Source organism: Peribacillus sp. NPDC006672 (genome assembly GCF_050274955.1).
Classification (GTDB): Bacteria; Bacillota; Bacilli; order Bacillales; family DSM-1321; genus Peribacillus.
The window spans coordinates 66416-86251 of sequence record NZ_JBNNOR010000008.1 but is presented as its reverse complement, the minus strand read 5'-3'; the positions used below and the strand labels follow the sequence as shown (position 1 = coordinate 86251).

The 19836-nt window shown below is 43.1% G+C and carries 21 protein-coding genes; all 21 read right to left on the bottom strand.

Annotation, left to right across the window (positions count from 1 at the left end; genetic code table 11):
• Window positions 1-786 (bottom strand): ribonuclease HII, encoded by a 786-nt coding sequence (locus tag ACQKKK_RS14615; RefSeq protein ID WP_427617060.1) that lies wholly within the window; start codon window positions 784-786, stop codon window positions 1-3.
• Between the two features lie 188 nt (window positions 787-974).
• The gene (gene ylqF / locus ACQKKK_RS14610; protein ID WP_125161832.1) at window positions 975-1847 is read right to left on the bottom strand and encodes a ribosome biogenesis GTPase YlqF; all 873 of its coding nucleotides are present in this window, start codon (window positions 1845-1847) and stop codon (window positions 975-977) included.
• Window positions 1848-1864: 17 nt separating this feature from the next.
• Window positions 1865-2425 (bottom strand): signal peptidase I, encoded by a 561-nt coding sequence (gene lepB, locus ACQKKK_RS14605; RefSeq protein ID WP_427616842.1) that lies wholly within the window; start codon window positions 2423-2425, stop codon window positions 1865-1867.
• A gap of 215 nt (window positions 2426-2640) precedes the next feature.
• The gene (gene rplS, locus ACQKKK_RS14600) at window positions 2641-2988 is read right to left on the bottom strand and encodes a 50S ribosomal protein L19 (protein WP_034313702.1); all 348 of its coding nucleotides are present in this window, start codon (window positions 2986-2988) and stop codon (window positions 2641-2643) included.
• Between the two features lie 130 nt (window positions 2989-3118).
• A complete protein-coding gene (gene trmD / locus ACQKKK_RS14595) occupies window positions 3119-3853 on the bottom strand; it encodes a tRNA (guanosine(37)-N1)-methyltransferase TrmD (protein WP_427616841.1) in 735 nt (244 codons plus the stop codon).
• Entirely contained in the window at window positions 3853-4371 is a 519-nt protein-coding gene (gene rimM, locus ACQKKK_RS14590; protein WP_427616840.1) for a ribosome maturation factor RimM, read from the bottom strand. The genes trmD and rimM overlap by 1 nt, the downstream gene beginning before the upstream one ends.
• A 10-nt stretch (window positions 4372-4381) precedes the next feature.
• Entirely contained in the window at window positions 4382-4768 is a 387-nt protein-coding gene (locus tag ACQKKK_RS14585; RefSeq protein ID WP_061462384.1) for a YlqD family protein, read from the bottom strand.
• Window positions 4769-4991: 223 nt separating this feature from the next.
• Window positions 4992-5222 (bottom strand): KH domain-containing protein, encoded by a 231-nt coding sequence (locus tag ACQKKK_RS14580; RefSeq protein ID WP_048684915.1) that lies wholly within the window; start codon window positions 5220-5222, stop codon window positions 4992-4994.
• Window positions 5223-5235: 13 nt separating this feature from the next.
• The gene (gene rpsP, locus ACQKKK_RS14575; protein ID WP_053345299.1) at window positions 5236-5508 is read right to left on the bottom strand and encodes a 30S ribosomal protein S16; all 273 of its coding nucleotides are present in this window, start codon (window positions 5506-5508) and stop codon (window positions 5236-5238) included.
• 152 nt (window positions 5509-5660) lie between these two features.
• Window positions 5661-7001, bottom strand: a complete 1341-nt coding sequence (gene ffh, locus ACQKKK_RS14570) for a signal recognition particle protein (protein WP_061462383.1) — start codon at window positions 6999-7001, stop codon at window positions 5661-5663.
• Between the two features lie 11 nt (window positions 7002-7012).
• Window positions 7013-7345: a putative DNA-binding protein gene (locus ACQKKK_RS14565; protein ID WP_061462382.1), complete on the bottom strand. Its 333-nt coding sequence runs from the start codon at window positions 7343-7345 to the stop codon at window positions 7013-7015.
• Between the two features lie 226 nt (window positions 7346-7571).
• On the bottom strand, window positions 7572-8588 hold the full coding sequence (gene ftsY / locus ACQKKK_RS14560) for a signal recognition particle-docking protein FtsY (RefSeq protein ID WP_125161819.1): 1017 nt from the start codon (window positions 8586-8588) through the stop codon (window positions 7572-7574).
• A gap of 25 nt (window positions 8589-8613) precedes the next feature.
• Window positions 8614-12177 (bottom strand): chromosome segregation protein SMC, encoded by a 3564-nt coding sequence (smc, locus tag ACQKKK_RS14555; protein ID WP_427616839.1) that lies wholly within the window; start codon window positions 12175-12177, stop codon window positions 8614-8616.
• 24 nt (window positions 12178-12201) lie between these two features.
• Window positions 12202-12942 carry a ribonuclease III gene (gene rnc, locus ACQKKK_RS14550; RefSeq protein WP_427617058.1) on the bottom strand — a complete coding sequence of 247 codons (741 nt, stop codon included), beginning with the start codon at window positions 12940-12942 and terminating at the stop codon, window positions 12202-12204.
• 264 nt (window positions 12943-13206) lie between these two features.
• Window positions 13207-13440, bottom strand: coding sequence for an acyl carrier protein (locus ACQKKK_RS14545; protein ID WP_034313729.1), 234 nt, complete (start codon window positions 13438-13440; stop codon window positions 13207-13209).
• 57 nt (window positions 13441-13497) lie between these two features.
• Window positions 13498-14241 (bottom strand): 3-oxoacyl-[acyl-carrier-protein] reductase, encoded by a 744-nt coding sequence (fabG, locus tag ACQKKK_RS14540; RefSeq protein ID WP_427616838.1) that lies wholly within the window; start codon window positions 14239-14241, stop codon window positions 13498-13500.
• Window positions 14238-15185 carry an ACP S-malonyltransferase gene (gene fabD / locus ACQKKK_RS14535; protein WP_427616837.1) on the bottom strand — a complete coding sequence of 316 codons (948 nt, stop codon included), beginning with the start codon at window positions 15183-15185 and terminating at the stop codon, window positions 14238-14240. Before fabD ends, fabG begins: the two co-directional genes overlap by 4 nt.
• Before the next feature lie 27 nt (window positions 15186-15212).
• Window positions 15213-16199, bottom strand: a complete 987-nt coding sequence (gene plsX, locus ACQKKK_RS14530; protein WP_427616836.1) for a phosphate acyltransferase PlsX — start codon at window positions 16197-16199, stop codon at window positions 15213-15215.
• Between the two features lie 24 nt (window positions 16200-16223).
• On the bottom strand, window positions 16224-16781 hold the full coding sequence (gene fapR / locus ACQKKK_RS14525) for a transcription factor FapR (protein ID WP_089362437.1): 558 nt from the start codon (window positions 16779-16781) through the stop codon (window positions 16224-16226).
• A gap of 117 nt (window positions 16782-16898) precedes the next feature.
• Complete coding sequence (gene recG, locus ACQKKK_RS14520) at window positions 16899-18950, bottom strand: ATP-dependent DNA helicase RecG (protein ID WP_427616835.1); 2052 nt, start codon at window positions 18948-18950, stop codon at window positions 16899-16901.
• Window positions 18947-19831 (bottom strand): L-serine ammonia-lyase, iron-sulfur-dependent, subunit alpha, encoded by an 885-nt coding sequence (gene sdaAA / locus ACQKKK_RS14515; RefSeq protein ID WP_427616834.1) that lies wholly within the window; start codon window positions 19829-19831, stop codon window positions 18947-18949. Before sdaAA ends, recG begins: the two co-directional genes overlap by 4 nt.
• Window positions 19832-19836 lie beyond the last annotated feature (5 nt).

The window sequence follows — 19836 nt, the reverse complement described above, 5'->3', positions numbered from 1 at the left end:
TTAGTCCTTCGTTCGTGCAGCGATTTCCTTAACTGGTGCAAAACTTCTTCTATGCCAAGGTGTAAGCCCGTGCTTCTCGAGCACTTCTAAATGTTGGCTTGTCCCATATCCCATGTGCTTTTCGAAACCATATTCCGGATATTCTTCACCATACTCCTTCATCATCCTGTCACGAGTCACTTTCGCTATAATGGAGGCCGCTGAGATGGTAATGCTTCTTGCATCCCCCTTTATGAGTGAAAGCTGCGGAATCGGCACATCCAGTTCCATCGCATCAATCAACAAATGATCGGGAAGTTCTGACAGATCGTTCACCGCGGCCACCATTGCCTTTTTCGTAGCTTGATATATATTGATTTCATCAATTACTTCGCTATGTACAACACCCACACCTATGGATAGTGCTTCCTTAAAAATCATCTCATAAAACTGTTCCCTTTTTGATTCTGGAATCTTTTTAGAATCATTCAGTCCTGGCAAATAAAAAGATTCCGGCAAAATGACGGCACTTGTCACAACTGGTCCTGCCAAAGGTCCTCTTCCTACTTCATCGATACCTGCAAGAATGGAAAACCCCTGTTTACGCAATTGCCGTTCAAACTCCGTCATTTCCGTGAAAGTATCCTTTACTTGTTGCTCTTTTTCATAGGCTCTTTGCCATTTGCTCACTAAGTCGGTTACTCCCTTTCGGCTGTCTTCCCGGCATTCTTGTAGAAATAAATCTTCTGGCTCTCTTATTGTCTTTAACTTTAAGGAGATTTCCTTAATGCTCAATGCAGTTTTCATCATTTATCACCCATCATATTAATTATCGGCAGTCTTGCTCCTTTTCTACAGTTCAAACAAAAATACGGAGCGGAAAAGAGACATCAAAAGTAAAAAACCTTTTCGACATCCAACTCCAACTCCGTATCAACCCTTTTCACCGACCTTCTTCAAAAATCAGGTCAGTGTCTTGTAATCTTTACTTAATGTTATTCGGGGATATTATCCTCTTCATAATCCTTAGGGACCTCAAACGTAAGAGGGCCCATCTTTTCTGAACGGATTTCACGTACGACCAACTCTGCGGTTTTGTCATAATCAATGAAGCCACCAGATGCTAAACATCCCCTGAACTTTCCGACGGCATCGAACAGTTCAAGCGTTTCCTGAGGAATTGCATCCAGGTTATAACGGGATTTCAATCTATCCGGATATTCCTTTTCCAAAAAGCGCAGACCGTATAACGAGACCTCGTGCAAGTTTAAGATCGTATCCTTGATCGCTCCCGTCAATGCAAGCTTCAGGCCCACTTCCTGATCCTCAAATTTAGGCCAGAGAATACCCGGCGTGTCCAACAGTTCCAATTCCTTACCAACTTTTATCCATTGCTGCGCCTTCGTAACCCCAGGTGTATTCCCTGTTTTGGCAATGTTCTTTTTGGCAAGTCGATTGATTAAAGTTGATTTCCCTACATTCGGAATCCCGACTATCATGGCGCGGATAGCTCTTGGCTTTATTCCTCTTGATTCCATCCTGTCATACTTCTCTTTTAAAAGTTTTTTAGAAGCAGCTGTAATCTGGTTTAAACCGTTTCCTGCCTGCGAGTTAATGGCAATCGCTGTTTTCCCCTGCGATTTATAATATTCAAGCCACATATTCGTCTTTACCGGATCAGCCATATCAGCTTTATTCAAAAGGATAACCCTCGGTTTATGCTGTATGATTTCATCAATCATTGGATTTCGTGAAGATGCCGGAATCCGGGCATCCACAAGTTCAAAGATGATGTCGATCAGTTTTAATTTCTCTGTTACTTCCCGTCTTGCTTTGGCCATATGGCCAGGGAACCACTGTATTGTCAATGGAATCCACCTTCCTACTATTCCGCCAATCGAAAGTCTTCAATCGGCCAATAAACTAATTTAGTTTTTCCTAACACTTTATCGTAAGGAACGACGCCAACGCCAATATAGCGACTATCCTTACTAACACGGCGATTATCCCCTAAGACAAATAGATGGTCTTCAGGCACCGTTCCTTGTTCTATGACATCACTTAATGTAAAAGGTTCCGTCAAAGCCCCGCCATCAATCAATTTTTTTTTATTTTCATCCAAGTATGGCTCATCATAAGCTTTTCCATTCACGTAAAGAGTATCATCTTTATATTCCACTTTATCCCCTGGCAATCCGATGACCCGCTTTATGTAATCTTTGCCTTCTGGAGCTTCAAAAACGATAATGTCGAATCTTTTCGGTTCACCAATCGAATAGGAGATTTTATCAACGAGCATGCGGTCCGTATCCTTTAATGTCGGCATCATGGAATTACCGTCCACAACAATAGGAGCCAGGAGGAAATAACGAATCAGTGTCGCAGCTATAACTGCGATTATGACCGCCTTTGTCCATTCCCACAATTCATTTTTCTTTTTCGCCATCCTTACCCACCCTTTTAGAAAGCATATCAACAATTATTTTAACATGTTGCGGACCCTATAGCGAGCAGGATTCTATATAGTTTTCACAGTATGTGTGCATTAATGGTTTCTTAAAGTGCAAAAAGGGAGCCTGATAAACAAGCTCCCTTTTTGATACTGTTTGGTTATTCACCTTATGTGGATCATGGTAAACCCGCATGAAGATATTCGAAGAATTAACGACGAATTTCTTTAATACGTGCTTTTTTACCACGAAGTTCGCGTAGGTAATAAAGTTTCGCACGACGTACTTTACCGTGACGGATAACTTCTAGTTTCGCAATTTTTGGTGTGTGAACAGGGAAAGCACGTTCTACTCCAACGCCGTAAGAGATCTTACGCACTGTGAAAGTTTCACTAACTCCGCCGCCACGACGTTTGATTACAACGCCTTCAAACAACTGGATACGTTCGCGAGTTCCTTCAATAACCTTTACGTGTACACGTACTGTGTCACCAGGTCTGAATGATGGAAGATCTGAGCGAAGTTGTTCTTTTGTGATTTCGTTAATAAGATTTTGCATCGATTTCAACTCCTCCTGGACGCTCTTGCAAATACTTATTGTTTGCAGCGGAACATCGTTATAAGACTGAGCATTTTGCCCAAGTCACAAGGTATATCCTATCATACTATAAACGTCGATGCAATAGACATCAGTCTTCTTTTTTAATCTCGGACAATAATTTTTTTTCAAGTTCCGATAGTTCATAACTATCGAGCAAATCAGGACGTCGCATCCACGTTCTGCGCAGAGATTCCTTCATCCGCCATTCATCGATTTTTTTATGATTACCGGATATTAGCGGATCGGGAACTTTCATCCCCCGAAAATCTGCAGGTCTAGTATAATGGGGATGCTCTAACAAACCAGAAGAATAGGAATCAAGAATCGGGGAGTCAACATTTCCTAGAACGCCGGGAAGCAAGCGCACAACGCTGTCAATAATGACCATTGCGCCTAATTCCCCGCCTGTAAGAACAAAGTCACCAATCGATATTTCATCCGTGACGACATGCTCCCGAATGCGCTCATCGTATCCTTCATAATGCCCGCATATGAAAATGAGATGTTCTTCATTTGCAAACTCTTCAGCTTTTTTCTGCGTGTAACGCTCTCCCTGAGGACAAAGCAGGACTACCCTTGGGGTTAGCTCAGCTTGTCCTTTTAAAGCTTCCACAGCATCAAAAATCGGTTGTGCCTTCAATACCATTCCGGCACCTCCGCCATAAGGATAATCGTCTACCGTCGAGTGCTTATTATCTGCATAGTCTCGAAAATTGGTCACCTTATAGCTGACAGCCTGCTTTTCCGCAGCCTTTTTTAAGATTGACGAGCCAAATACCCCTTCGAACATTTCTGGAAAAAGCGAAAGCACATCGATTTTCATCAGTCTAAAAGTCCTTCCATCGGTGTAATGATGACCTTTTTAGCGGAGATATCTACTTCTTTTACAATTTGTTCAATATACGGAATCAGAATATCCTTACTGCCAGCTTTTTTAATGACCCAAACATCATTGGCACCAGGCGTAAGAACCTCAATGATTTCCCCAACTTCCAAACCTTCATCCGTAAATACAGAACAGCCGATGATTTCATGGAAGTAGAACTCACCTTCGTCCAATTTACCAAGCTGTGCTTCCTTGACTTTCAGTACCCCGTTTCTAAAAGCCTCGACCTGTCCGACGTTATAATAGTTCTCAAACGTCAATAGGTTAAAGTTTTTATGGGTACGATGTGACCTGATGATAAGCGGCAAAGGCTTTTTCTCAGTGTCCCTAAATAAATGCAGTGTATTACCCACTTTGAATCGTTTTTCCGGAAAGTCTGTTGAAGAAATGACACGCACTTCTCCTAAAAGACCATGTGTGTTGACAATTTTACCTACATTAAACCATTTTTCCATTCTTTCACCTCTAACGAATTTCCGAGACGATTCCATCTTTAATGACAATAGTCTTCGTTGCCATAATATCGTCCCAATCTGCCCCAATTTCCACATCAATGATACTTTGAACTTCCCGTTCCTTCAATTCGCTTCCGGTGGGAAGGATCTCCAACTGCTCCATTTGAAATTCAAGCAGTTTAATTTTTTCTTGCCTCTGGTTTATTTCTTTTTCGAAATGAGCACGGAGACTAGCAGGCTGGAGATTTCTTGTTTTTTCAAGCTTTTTCAGTTCAAAGCGAAGCTGTTCGCTCTCTTTTTGAAGCTGAAGGCGTTTTGACTTGTACTTCTCGAGGAGCTGATTCTTGCTGGATTCCGTTAATACTTGGTTAACGATTACATTTTGGAGAATTTTCATTCCAGCACCTCCTATTATCTATGATTTCTTATTTCCTTCAAAAAATATGTATGATGGGGTAATCTTTTTGAAAAAGGGGGTCATTCTCTTAAGTATAACGTAAATCGATAAAAGATGCGTCTTAAAAAGGCGTAAAGTTTAAACTCCGGGTCAGATCCAAATAGGATCAAAGTCGGAATTTCACTTTCTTGAAGTACAAAAAAAGGAGGGGTATTAGCCCTCCTTATTCGGAAATCTCCAAATAGATTTTCTTCTGCTGTGAAGATCCTGCTGCATATACCACAGTCCGAATCGCCTTAGCAACACGCCCTTGTTTACCGATGACCTTGCCCATGTCCTCTTTATGAACGGAGAGGATATAAACAATCCGGTCGGACTCTTCCTTGGAGGTCACGATGACCTCTTCCGGATAATCCACAAGTGCTGAAACAATCGTTTCAATTAGTGCTTTCATCAACTACCGTCGATTACTTGCTGTTTTTTGCAACATGGAATTTTTCCATGATGCCTTGTGTTGAGAATAAGTTACGAACTGTATCAGATGGTTTAGCTCCATCTTGTAACCATTTAAGAGCAAGCTCTTCGTTGATGTCAACTTTAGCTGGTTGAGTCACCGGGTTATAAGTTCCTACCACTTCAATGTAACGTCCGTCACGTGGTGAACGAGAATCTGCAACTACAATACGATAGAAAGGAGATTTTTTAGCTCCCATACGTTTTAAGCGAATTTTTACTGCCATTTTAAATAGCACCTCCGAATAGTTTCACACAAGATAGTATAATATCAAATGTCTTGTATGTTTGTAAAGGTTTTTTTCTTAACAGGTAAAAAAAGTGTTGAAACACATGGCTTTAACCCGTATTTCTCCTCAGTTTCAACCTAAAATTAACCTTACATGAACGGGAATTTAAATCCCTTTTTCTTGCCTTTTTGCATGTTCGTAACCTGTTTCATCATCTTTTTCATTTCTTCGAATTGCTTCAATAGACGGTTCACTTCTTGAATCGATCTGCCGCTTCCTTTGGCAATCCGTTTCTTACGGGATGCATTCATGGTTTCTGGATGTTCCTTTTCCTGCGTCGTCATTGAACGGATGATAGCTTCGACATGACCGATCTGTTTCTCATCGATCTGAAGGTTATCCATCCCTTTCATTTTGTTCGCACCGGGAATCATTTTCAGAATATCATCAAGCGGACCCATATTCCGCACCTGACCAAGCTGATCAAGGAAATCATCAAAGGTAAAGGTGGCTGTACGCATCTTTTTCTCTAATTCTTTCGCTTTTTCTTCATCTACATTGGCCTGTGCTTTTTCGATAAGGGTCAATACATCACCCATGCCGAGGATACGCGAAGCCATCCGTTCTGGATGGAATGCTTCAAGTGCATCCAATTTTTCTCCCATACCGACGAATTTAATCGGCGTGTTGGTGACTGAACGAATCGAAAGTGCCGCACCACCACGTGTATCCCCATCAAGTTTCGTAAGTACGACTCCAGTCAGGCCTAACTGTTCATTAAAGCTTTGGGCTACATTGACCGCATCCTGACCTGTCATCGCATCGACAACCAGGAAGATTTCATCGGGTTTTGTCAATTCTTTGATATCCTTCAGTTCACCCATCAAGTTTTCATCAACATGAAGGCGGCCTGCGGTATCAATCAACACATAATCATGATGTTCTTCCTTAGCTTTTTCAATCGCCTGTTTGGCAATTTCTACAGGGCTGACCTGGTCCCCAAGAGAGAAAACAGGCATGCTTAATTGTTTGCCAAGTGTTTCAAGCTGCTTAATCGCCGCCGGACGGTAAATATCAGCCGCAACGAGCAATGGCTTGCGGTTGTATTTTTTTCTAAGAAGATTGGCAAGCTTTCCGGTGGTCGTCGTTTTACCAGCACCCTGAAGACCTACCATCATAATGACGGTCGGTGGTTTCGAGGCAACGGCAATCTTGCTTTGTTCGCCGCCCATCAGCTCCGTCAATTCTTCCTTAACTACTTTAATTACCTGTTGACCGGGGGTTAAGCTTTTCAGCACTTCCTGACCTACCGAACGTTCACTAACACGTTTTACAAAATCCTTCACGACTTTAAAGTTAACATCCGCTTCAAGCAGGGCCAATCGAACTTCACGCATCATTTCTTTAACGTCCGCTTCGTTGACCTTACCTTTTCCACGGATCTTTTGCATCGTGCTCTGCAGTCGGTCGGCCAATCCTTCAAATGCCATATTGCCGCCTCCTAATCCAACTTCTCAAGCGTTGTGATTGCGTCTAGCAGCTTCTCTTTTGAAAAGGAATCCTTTTCTATGAGCCCCTTCATATTCGCAATCCACTGGTTACGCTCTTGAAATTTTTGAAATAACAATAGCTTTGCTTCATATTCCTCAAGCATCGCTTCTGTTCTTTTTATATTATCATAGACTGCCTGCCTACTGACTTCGTATTCATCGGCAATCTCGCCAAGAGAGTAATCATCCAGATAGTAGAGGGACATGTAGCTCTGCTGCTTCTCTGTTAACAACGATTGGTAAAAGTCATACAAATAATTAATCCGCGTTGTCTTTTCAAGCATCTTAGCAAGCCTCCCTGCTGTTAAGTGAAAACCCTTTACAAGTTTATATTGTAAAGCCTTGTTTATTTGATGTCAAGTTAAACTCCTTACCACTTGTTTGTAAAGCTTTATTTTTTTCGTTTTCTTGCTTCTAGAAGTTCACAGTGACTCCTGTAATGATGTAGGTGCCTCATTCAAAAATGGCAAAAAAACCAGAAGAGAAAAATCTCTTCCGGGCATTTTTTTCTTAAACCTCTTCTTTATCAATGATATCAGCAAAGAGGCCATAAACATATTTCTCTGCATCGAATTCCTGAAGATCGTCCATTTTTTCACCAAGCCCGACAAATTTAACGGGAATGGCCAGTTCATTGCGAATTGCCAAAACAATTCCACCTTTTGCCGTGCCATCAAGCTTTGTTAAAACAATACCGGAAACATTGGTCGCTTCTTTGAATGTCTTGGCCTGAATAAGTGCATTTTGTCCGGTTGTTGCATCTAGAGCAAGCAACACTTCATGTGGTGCACCAGGTATTTCACGTTCAATTACACGCTTCACCTTTTCCAATTCCTTCATTAAATTCACTTTATTTTGTAAACGTCCAGCTGTATCACAAATCAGGATATCCGCTTTACGTGCCTTAGCAGCCTGAATGGCATCGAACATAACAGCGGCAGGATCAGAGCCTTCTCCTTGCTTGATTACACTGACACCGACACGCTCTCCCCATACCTCGAGCTGTTCAATTGCACCGGCACGGAACGTATCCCCGGCTGCCAATACGACAGACTTGCCTTCTGCCTTGAATTTATGAGCAAGTTTACCAATTGTCGTCGTTTTGCCTACCCCATTAACCCCTACGAACAAAATGACCGTCAAACCTTCTTCTTGTATATTCAGGCTTGGAGTCCCTTCTTCATCACCTTGGTAGATTTCGACAAGCTTTTCGGAAATGACGGATTGCACTTCCCTCGTATCAGAGATATTGCGAAGCTTGACTTCCATTTTTAATTGATCAATTAGTTCCATCACAGTATCAAAGCCTACATCAGCCTGTATCAGGATTTCTTCAAGTTCTTCAAAAAAGTCCTCATCCACTTTCCGATAACGGGCAACGAGTTCATTAACTCTTCCAGTAAACGAATTCCTCGTCTTTGTCAAACCTTGCTTGAATTTTTCCCCTATGGATACCTCTGCTTCAACTTCTTTTTCTTTTTCTTCCTGGGTCGTAAATTTCTCTTTTAGCTTTTTGAAAAAACTCATTGTCCCACTTCCTCTAATAATGAATTTAAACTTCAATAAAGTTTTCTGATTCTTCCATCCGAACGGAAACAAGTTTGGAAACGCCTGACTCCTGCATCGTAATGCCATATAGTACATCAGCCTCTTCCATCGTGCCTTTACGGTGAGTAATCACGATAAACTGTGTTTCCCTGCTGAACTTCCTTAAAAATTGGCTAAACCGGACTACATTGGCCTCATCAAGGGCTGCTTCGACTTCATCTAGAATACAGAAAGGCACCGGCCGCACTTTCAGAATGGAGAATAAAAGGGCTATGGCTGTCAGTGCCCGTTCTCCTCCGGATAAGAGACTCAAATTCTGCAGTTTTTTCCCAGGCGGCTGTGCAATGATATCTACCCCTGTATTTAGTAAATCATCCGGATTCGTCAGTTTCAGCTCAGCTCTGCCTCCGCCAAATAATGCTTTGAATACTTGTTCGAATTCTTCACGGATCGAATAAAAGGTATCCGCAAAGCGCCGCTTCATTTCATCATCCATTTCATCGATGACTTGGAATAATGTATCTTTCGCCTGTTGAAGGTCTTCCTTTTGACTAAGGAGGAATTCATAGCGTTCAGCTACACGTGCGTATTCATCAATCGCACCTAAATTTACCGTCCCTAATTCCTCGATTGCAAGCTTGATGAGCTTCACCTTTTTTTGGGCTTCTTCTGCAGGCATCATCAATGGATACTGTTCTTTAGCACCTTCAAAGGAAAGCGTATATTCTTCTCTCAAGTGATCGAGACGATTCTCCAATTCCAAATCGAGACGGGTTAATTTTACTTCTTCGTCCTTTATCACTTCAACAATGCCTCTATAAAGTCGGTTTTCTTCTTTCAAGGTCCGTTCAAGTGTTTCAACTTCTGTTAGAAGCTCGTTTTTCTCCTGTTTTTTTATGGTGATCCCTTCAATTGCCCCATTTTTATCGAGCAATTTCTGCTTGGCCATATCTTCCAGGGTCTCTTCCCCGCTTGAACTGTCTGTCATTTCATTGGTCAGGAGCCCCAAATCATCTTTGTTTTCGTCAAGCCTGCTTGTTTCCTTTGATAGATCCGATTCAATGCGTTCCATCTTCTCTTTTTGGTTTTGTAGCTGCCCACGCTTAGAGGCCAGTGTTACCCTCAGTTCATTCGTTTCTTCGGCAAGGCTCTCTTTTGAGGATTGTTGGGATTGCTTTTGTTCCGTCATGTCGGAAATCAGCCGGTCAAGCCCTTCAATTTCCATTTTACATGATTCCAAAAGCTCTTCCAGCTCTTCAAGTCTTGCCGTTTTTTGCTGTTGTTCTTCTAAATATGAATTTTTATCCAAATCATAAAGATGCAGCCGTTCATTCACATTTCTTTCCTGTAGCTCCACTTCACGAAGTTCGCCCTTCAGGGTTTGTTCTTGTAATCGAAGGCTTTCCCCTGTTTTTCTAGTTTGTTCAAGCGTTTGCTCTTGAACACCCACATCCACTTTGAGCTGTTTGACCTGCTTTTCTAGCTGATTCGTTTTCGCTTCCATGGCGGCTAGTTTTTGATGGAGCTCTTCCAATTCCGTTTTCCTCGAAAGCAGGGAGGTCGTTTTTTGCTTTAACGCACCACCAGTCATTGAACCACCTGGATTGACGATATCCCCTTCGAGGGTTACGAAGCGGAAACGGTGCTGCATCATTTTCGCCAAGTCATTTGCACCCTTTAGATCTGTCGTGATAATGACAGTCCCTAACAGGTTTTCCGCAATTGCTGCATGCCTGTCATCATATTGAATCAATGAGGAGCCCGTTCCCACAAAAGCTGAGTGGCTCTTTAGCATCGATAATTGGCTTACTGAAATCTCTCTTGCCTTAATGACTGATAAAGGCAAGAACGTCGCACGTCCATACCTATGTTTCTTCAAGAAGGAAATGGCTTCTCGTGCATGCTCTTCGCGTTCCACGACCACATGCTGCATCGCTCCGCCCAGAGCCGTTTCGATGGCCGTTTCATATTCTTTTGGAACCTTTATCAATTCCGCAACTGCCCCTTCTATGCCTCGAAGGGTTTCTTTCGCTTTTAAAACTTCTTTAACTCCCTGAAAAAAGCCTGCATAATCCTCTTCCATTTCTTCAAGAAGTTCCTTACGTGATTTTGCCTGTTGAAGGAATTGATAGGCCTTATAAAGGGTGGTTTCTTGTTTTTGATACGTATCCTTTGCCGCATTCAATTTATTCTGCTGATTTCGGAAATAAGAGACATGCTCTTCAAGCTGCTTGGTCACATTGTCCATTAGCTTTGAATATTCCACTTTTTTAGCAGTGATATCCATTCGCTCGGTTAAAAACTTTTCATTTTCCATATCAAGTTTAGCATTTTTATGTTCCTGCTGTGTTAGCTGCTGGACCAGGTACTGTTTTTCGTTTTTAGCTGCTGCCTGCTTGTTCAACCACTCGATATAGTCACTCTTTTTCACTTCAATCATCGCTTCGATATCACTATTGAATAGGCCTAAGCTTTTTTGTTTTTCATTTAAGGTTTCCTGTAACCCTTTCACTTCCGAGTTCAGGGCATTCAGGAGTTCAGTTTCTCGTTCCTTTTGCAGGGACAAGCGCTCGACAGCAGCCTCACCTTCCACAATCGCTTTTTCAAGCTGTGACTTGTTTTGGGCGGCATTTTTTTTCCGTTCTTTCAAAACTTCTTTACGGCCTTCAAGCTTTTCAAGTTCTTCACTGGCATTCAGGAGAATTTCCTGAAGTTCATTGATCGATGTCTCAAGAGTCGCAAGACTATCCCGAAGCTTTTTGAGATGCGCTTCCCTGTCATGAAGCTGCCCTGCCATTTGCTGTTCCATTTCATTATGTTTTTCAAGTTCCTGGGATAGGTTTTCCCATTTTTCATAAAGTTCTTCTATTTCAAAAACGGTTAAAGCTACTTCTATTTGCTCAAGCTCTTCTTTCTTCTCCAAAAATTCCTTGGCGAGGGAAGACTGAATTTTCAACGGTTCCACTTGCCCCTCCAATTCATGGAGGATATCATGGACACGGTTTAAGTTATCCTGAGTTTCCGTCAGCTTCGATTCCGCTTTTCGTTTTCTTGTTTTATATTTCAGGACACCTGCTGCTTCTTCAAAGATCACTCGTCTTTCTTCTGCCTTACTGCTTAGGATTTCTTCCACTTTCCCTTGGCTGATTATGGAAAACGCTTCACGCCCAAGACCAGAATCCATGAAAAGATCTATGATGTCTTTCAGTCGGCAACCTTGATTATTAATGAAAAATTCACTTTCTCCCGATCGGTATACCCGTCTAGTCACACTGACTTCATGAAAATCAATCGGCAGGGAATTCGTCTCGTTATCAAGGGTCAATGAAACTTCCGCAAAATTCAACGCTTTCCTCGTGTCACTTCCCGAAAAGATGATATCTTCCATTTTTGCTCCACGCAGCGATTTCGCAGACTGCTCTCCAAGTACCCATCGGACTGCATCGGTCACATTACTTTTGCCGCTCCCGTTTGGTCCAACCACTGCCGTGACTCCAGGTACAAAATCAATCGAAATTTTCTCTGCGAAAGATTTAAATCCTACAACGTCCAAGCGTTTGAGGAACATGACCTTTCCTCCTCTACTGTTCAACTATCTTGTTGATTTTTTTTCTTTTAAAACGATCAATGCATGCTCGGCAGCATGCTGCTCCGCTTCTTTTTTTGACTTTCCTATACCAGAGCCCAGTTCTTCCCCATTCAGAGAAACGGTCGAAACAAACTCCCGGTTATGGGCTGGTCCTTTTTCCTGCAAGATCTTATATTGCAGGACACCGATAGCATCACGCTGGATCAGCTCTTGAAGCTGGCTCTTATAATCCATCACATGAGAAAAAGCACCCTCGTCTATCTTCGGAAATACAACCTTCTTCAAAAACTGCACTACTGGCTCTAATCCTTGGTCAAGGTACAAAGCCCCAATATAGGCTTCGAAAACATCCGCAAGCATGGCAGGGCGTTCTCTTCCGCCTGTCATTTCTTCCCCTTTTCCGAGTAAAACATATTCCCCGAAAGAAAGGCTATTGGCAAAAGCGACAAGTGAAGGCTCGCACACAATGGCTGCCCTTAATTTGGTAAGTTCACCTTCGCTCATCATCGGATATTTTTGATATAAGTATTTAGAGATGGTCAGTTCAAGTACAGCGTCTCCCAAGAATTCAAGCCTTTCATTATCTTCATAAGGCTTACGGCGATGCTCATTCACATAAGATGAATGTGTAAAAGCTTGTTTCAATAAATTTTCATCCTGAAAATGAAAACCCAGACTTTCCTGCAACTGTTTAAATTTATTATCCTTGATTGATGGTTTACGATTATTTCCGTTCCTACGCATCACACAAAACCCTCCACAACGGTTCAAAAAGCATATTTTTCCAATATATAAAAAGAAACCTGGCAGGAATTCCTGTCAAGCTTTCCTATGTACATCATACATTATAATCCGCTTAAAGAAAACTAACGGCAAAAGACCACTGCAATGCAGGCGGGGCTGCCTAGGGCATGCTCATTCCCTTATATCTGCCGCTGCATCATACCTTCTTTAAGAATAAGAGAAAGCCCCGTTAAAAAACGGAGCTTTTAGTCAAACGACAATACATTACATAGTGCTTTGTATGTAATTCACAGCATCACCTACTGTGGCGATTTTTTCAGCGTCATCGTCCGAAATTTCCATATCAAACTCGTCTTCGAATTCCATGACTAGTTCAACTACATCTAGGGAATCGGCACCAAGATCTTCTTTGAAAGAAGCTTCAAGTTTTACCTCTGATTCTTCTACGTTCAAACGATCTACAACGATTTTCGTTACTCTTTCTAATACATCTGCCAATTTGTTCACCTCCCCTCAGAACATTATAAATTAATTTCGAAAAAAATCAAAGAAAACTTACATGACCATGCCGCCATCTACATTAAGAGTTTGTCCAGTCATATATTTACTTGCCTCAGAAGCGAGGAAAGACGCCACTGCAGCGATATCTTTAGGGTCACCGAACCGTGCAAGCGGAATTTGGTCCAACATGGCTTTTTGGACATCTTCAGGCAATTCCCCAGTCATATCCGTCGAGATGAAACCAGGAGCAATCGCATTTACCGTAATCCCTCTTGAAGCCAGTTCCTTTGCCGTAGTTTTGGTCAGGCCGATTACACCAGCTTTGGCCGCAACATAATTTGCCTGACCTGCATTACCGCTGACGCCGACGATCGATGCCATATTGATGATCCTGCCGCTACGTTGCTTCATCATTTGTCTTGTGACCGCTTTTGTGCAAAGGAAAACACCTTTAAGATTCGTGTTGATCACTGAATCCCATTCCTCTTCTTTCATTCGCATCAATAGGTTATCTCGTGTGATACCGGCATTATTAACCAAAATATCCACTCTGCCAAACTGTTCGATAACTTCTTTGATCATGCTTGTCACCGAGTCACTATTTGCAACATCGCATTGGATGGCAAATGCTTTACGACCCAATGCATTGATTTCATCCACCACTTCATTCGCTTTCGTTTCACTGCCAGAATAGTTGATGGCAACGTCGGCTCCTTGACGGGCAAGTTCTAATGCAACTTCCCTGCCAATACCTCTTGACGCTCCCGTTACAAGTGCTTTTTTACCTTCAAGGATCATGCTTTTGCCCCCTTCAATGTTTCAATTGTTTTAGTTAGAGTTTCTATATCGGATACCGAGTGAATTTGAACGGTACGATCGATCTTCTTTATTAATCCACCCAATACTTTCCCCGGGCCTACCTCGATGAACGTATCTACTCCCAATTCAAGTAGACTTTTCACACTGTCCTCCCAGAGTACTGGTGAATACAGCTGTTCGATTAATTTTTCTTTTATTTCAGCAGGTTCAGTAATGGGCTTAGCCGTTACGTTAGAAATGACAGGAATTTGTGCCTGTTTTAAGCTTACCTCATCAAGGACACCCTGTAACTTTTCTGCCGCTGGTTTCATCAATTCCGAATGGAACGGTCCACTCACTTCAAGAGGAAGAGCCCGTTTAGCCCCATTTTCCTTGGCTTTTGCACTTGCAAGTTTAACCCCTTCTGAAGTGCCAGAAATGACGATTTGGCCAGGACAATTAATATTGGCTAATTGAACGGACTCCCCTTTGGCCGTTATTTCAGAAGTCACTTCAGATAGGGCTTCACGGTCCATTCCCAATATCGCAGCCATTGAGCCTTGGCCATTCGGTACTGCAGCTTCCATGAATTCACCGCGCTTACGCACAGTATAAACGGCATCTTCAAAAGAAATTGCACCTGATGCTACTAAAGCCGTATATTCACCTAAACTATGCCCAGCTGTATAATCAGGTTTGATTCCCGCTTCTTCCAACTCCTTGACAAAGGCATAGCTCGTGGTCAATAAAGCTGGCTGTGCATTATAGGTTACCGTTAATTCTTGTTGTGTGCCATTAAAGATCAGTTCGGAAAGTGGAAAATCAAGTTTTTCATCAGCTTTTCGAAAAATATGCTGAGCACGCTCGTTTTCCTGAAATAAGCCATGACCCATTCCTATTGACTGTGAACCTTGTCCTGGAAAGACAAAAGCAATTTTACCCATCTGTTACTCCCCTGCCTCTTTGATTTATTATTGTTTTTCTATCGTCTTCGCAATGGTCGATATGACGTCATTCCCCACCATATCGCGAGTCTGGCGTATCGCATTATATACCGCGTTCGCATCTGAAGAGCCATGCGCCTTTATGACAGGGGCCTTCAAACCGAATAGGCCAGCACCGCCATACTCCGAATAATCCATTTTAATTTTAATGCCCTTTAGTTCCGGTTTGACCATTGCTGCAGCCATCTTACTCTTGAAGTTGCTCATCAAGGCCGTTTTCACCATTTTAAATACACCCATAGCAGTACCTTCAAGTGTCTTCAACACCATATTTCCCGTGAAGCCGTCCGTAACGACAACATCTGCCGGTCCATTTAGGAGGTCCCTGGCCTCTACATTACCTATAAAGGATATCTCCGATGATTGCTGTAGCAATGTAAAAGCATGCTTAGTCAGTTCATTCCCCTTTTTTTCTTCTGTTCCGATATTCAGGAGTCCGACACGTGGCTTTTCAATTCCCCGCACTTTTTGAGCATAAACAGATCCCATTATGGCGAATTGCAGCAGATGCTCCGGCTTCGCATCAGAGTTCGCACCTACATCCAGAAATACAAAACCTTTACCATCGATTGTCGGAAGGGTAGGAGCCAATGCCGGACGTTCAATGCCTTCTATCCTTCCAACAACAAACAAGCCTGCAGCCATTAGCGCACCCGTATTGCCTGAAGAAATGCATGCATCGGCTTCTCCATCAGCCACTTGTTGTGCAGCCAATACCATCGAGGCACTTTTCTTGCGGCGAACCGCACGAACCGGTTCATCGGTACTTAATATTTTTTCATCAGTATGTACAACCCTTATTCGGCCATGTTTCGTTAAGTTTTGATTAATCTCCGCTTCATTGCCCACCAAGGTAATTTCCACATCGGAAAAAGTCTCGACAGCTTTCATCGCTCCTAAAACCTGTGCCTTGGGAGCATTATCGCCACCCATTGCATCTATCGTTATTTTCATTTTCTTTCATCCTTTACTAGAAAGTTAAGAGCGATACATTTCGAACTCGCCTTTAAAAACCAGTTCATTACCAACGTAGCTTCTGACTTCCACCACGGAACGATCGTTGGTGTGGTCCACGTTTTTAACCTTCGCTTTAGCTACCACTCTTTCATTTTCCTTTACAGAACGAGTAAATAAAATGGATGCTTTTGCAGTTAATGCCAGTTCGTCATTAATGACCGCTACAGCCAATGAATTTGCTTGGGCAAAAAGATGATGTCCCCTTGCAATTCCATTCCGCTTAAAGACATGCTCTTTATTTATATCCAAAATCGAAATAGCATTGTCATCTAAATTAAGATCAATTACTTCCCCGATGATTTCATCCAAAGGCAAAGCCCTGATTTCGTCACTGAATTTCTTCTCAGCCACGCTTTTAATACGTTCACGCAGTTCCGGTATCGATAATTCAAGACGGTCAAGCCTAATAGTCTGGACGCTCACCGAATATTTTTCAGCCAGCTCCTCATCCGTTACAAAAGGATTCTGTTTAATCGTTTCGATTAATAATTGCTGGCGTTCCTTCTTACTTCTCCGCATTTGAAGGTCACCATCCGTAGTATTATGACTAGGTACTAATAGTAGTATATATATTTTAAAAACAGATTGCAAGATATTGTGGAAATTCTCGCAATCTGCTACTCGATTTTCATTACTTTAGTCCAGTTTTTCTCCCGTAAACACCCCTGTACCCTCTAAATAGGTACGTAACGGTGCATACTCCCGGGAATGCCAGAAGCTTTGGGAAGCAATCAGTTTAGCGGCGTCCTCGCGCGCCACTTCCAAGGTCCTGTAATCGTGGACCATGTCAGCCACTTTGAACTCAGGGAGACCGCTTTGCTTTTTGCCAAAGAAATCCCCTGGGCCGCGAAGTTCCAAATCTTTCTCGGAGAGGACAAAGCCATCGTTTGTTTCTGTCATGATTTTCATCCGTTCTTTTCCGACCTCCGTTTTCGGGTCAGCCAGGAGGATGCAAAAGGATTGATCACTCCCCCTTCCGACTCTCCCCCGTAACTGATGCAACTGTGAAAGCCCAAAGCGCTCCGCATCATAAATGACCATTACCGTTGCATTAGGGACATTCACCCCAACTTCAACAACCGTTGTGGAGACAAGGACTTGTGCTTCATTGGCACTAAACTGCTGCATGACTTCGTCTTTTTCATCCGCGGGGAGCCGCCCATGCATGAGTCCCACTTTATACCGGTTGGCAAAGTATTGCGTCAGCATGGCATGGACATCAAGAACATTTTGCAAAGAATCAAGCTTTTCCGATTCCTCAATCAATGGACAGATGACGTAAGCCTGCCGCCCTTTTTTAAGTTCCTTTTCAACAAAAGTCAATATCCGGTCAAGCATTTGATGTTTTGCCCAATACGTTTCGATCGCTTTGCGTCCAGCCGGCATTTCGTCTATCGTTGAGACGTCCATTTCCCCAAACACTGTAATTGCCAGCGTTCGCGGAATCGGTGTTGCCGTCATGAAAAGAACATCTGGATTTGCACCTTTTTCACGAAGGATCCGGCGCTGCTCCACCCCGAAACGGTGTTGTTCATCCGTTATTACAAGACCAAGGTTCCGAAAATTCACTTCATCCTGTATCAATGCATGTGTTCCTATCAAAAGATCAAGCTCCCCGGACTCTAGCAATTGCAATAGTTCCTTGCGCTTTTTGCCTTTTACCGAACTTGTCAACAATGCGACCTTTACTCCACTTGGTTCCAACATGGCCTTAAGGGAATGTGTATGCTGCTCAGCCAAGATTTCCGTCGGGACCATAAGTGCACCTTGAAAACCTGCGGTAATCGTCGCCTTCAAGCATATGGCGGCAACCACCGTTTTTCCTGAACCGACATCCCCTTGAAGTAGGCGATTCATCCGATAGGGAGATTTCATGTCATTCAATATTTCCTCGACGACCCTTTGCTGAGCGTTCGTCAATGGAAAAGGGAGAGTCTCAACGAAGGCCGCCACTTGCCCCGCATCAAATTCCTGACCAATTCCTTTTGACTGTTCTCGCTGCACTTTACGAAGCGCCTGCATTTTAAGTTGAAACAATAAAAATTCTTCATATACAAAACGGCGTCGAGCCTTTTTTACATCATTAGCCGAAAGAGGGAAATGCATGGTACGAAGAGCATCGTTACGCGGCATCAGTTTGTATGTCGCCAACAATTGCGGGGGCAGATTTTCTTCTATCATTGCTCCATACTGAGAAAATGCATTGGAGATAAAGCGGCGTAGCCCTTTAACAGTGATGCTGCCCTTTACTGAATACACCGGTTCGAACTCTTTCTCCCTGCTATGATCACCAACGTGGCATTCCGAGCCTGTAATGGTTTGGCGATGACGATCCCATTTCCCAGTTACAGTTACAGTTTCGCCTATTGCTAGCTTGGGCTTCAGATATGGCTGATTGAAAAAAATGACATTTATTAAATATCTCCCAGTCAATAATTTAATCGTAAGTCTGGACTTTTTCTTCCCAAAGTATCCTAACGTGGGCACCGTATGAACCTTTCCTTCTACGGTAACCCGCTCATCATGCTCGACCGTTTCTAAATCCCTCAATCGATAATCCTCATAGCGATATGGAAGGTGCTCAAGGAGATCCGCGACGGTATGGATCTCCATTTCCTCCAAAGCTGCCGCTGTTTCGCCCCCAATGCCTTTTACTGCTGTTATGGGTTCCTGTAAAGTGGAGTTCACTTCTTATTCAGCGGTAAGCCAAAGATTTTCGCTTCCAACTCCCGTCCAGTCGGTGTAGCCGCTAAACCTCCTTGTGCAGTTTCTCTAAGAGCCGATGGCATCGTTTGCCCGATTTTGTACATCGCATCAATCACTTCATCACACGGTATGCGGCTTGTGACACCCGCTAGCGCCATATCTGCCGCAACCATAGCATTGGCTGCCCCCATGGCATTCCGCTTCACACAAGGCACTTCCACAAGCCCAGCAACAGGATCACATACAAGACCTAGCATGTTCTTTAAGGTTATTGCCATCGCTTCTGCACTTTGTGCCGGTGTCCCTCCAGCCATTTCAACAATTGCTGCCGCTGCCATGCCCGAAGCAGAACCGACCTCCGCCTGACAGCCCCCTGCGGCTCCAGAAATCGAAGCATTATTCGCTACAATAAAACCAAATGCCCCTGCTGTAAATAGGAACTCAATTTTCTGTTCCCGATTCGGTTTTAATTTGTTTTGCAAAGCAAACAGGGTTCCAGGCACAACACCCGCAGATCCAGCAGTGGGCGTCGCACAAATCGTTCCCATGGCTGCGTTCACTTCGTTTGTTGCCACGGCTTTGCTGACCGCATCCAACAGCATCTCACCGGATAAGGAATTTCCGGATTTAATGTAATTCTGAAGAAGGACTGCGTCCCCGCCCGTTAGGCCGGAAACGGATTGTACACCTTGGAGTCCCTTTTCAACAGCCTGTTCCATTACATCAAGATTGACTCCCATCTGGTGGATGATTTGTTCACGGCTTTTTCCCGTTACTTCTATTTCCTGTTCTATCATCAGTGTTGATATTTTTTTCTGCTTTGAGTCAGCCAATTCTACTAATTCCGCTACATTTCGAAACATGGTAC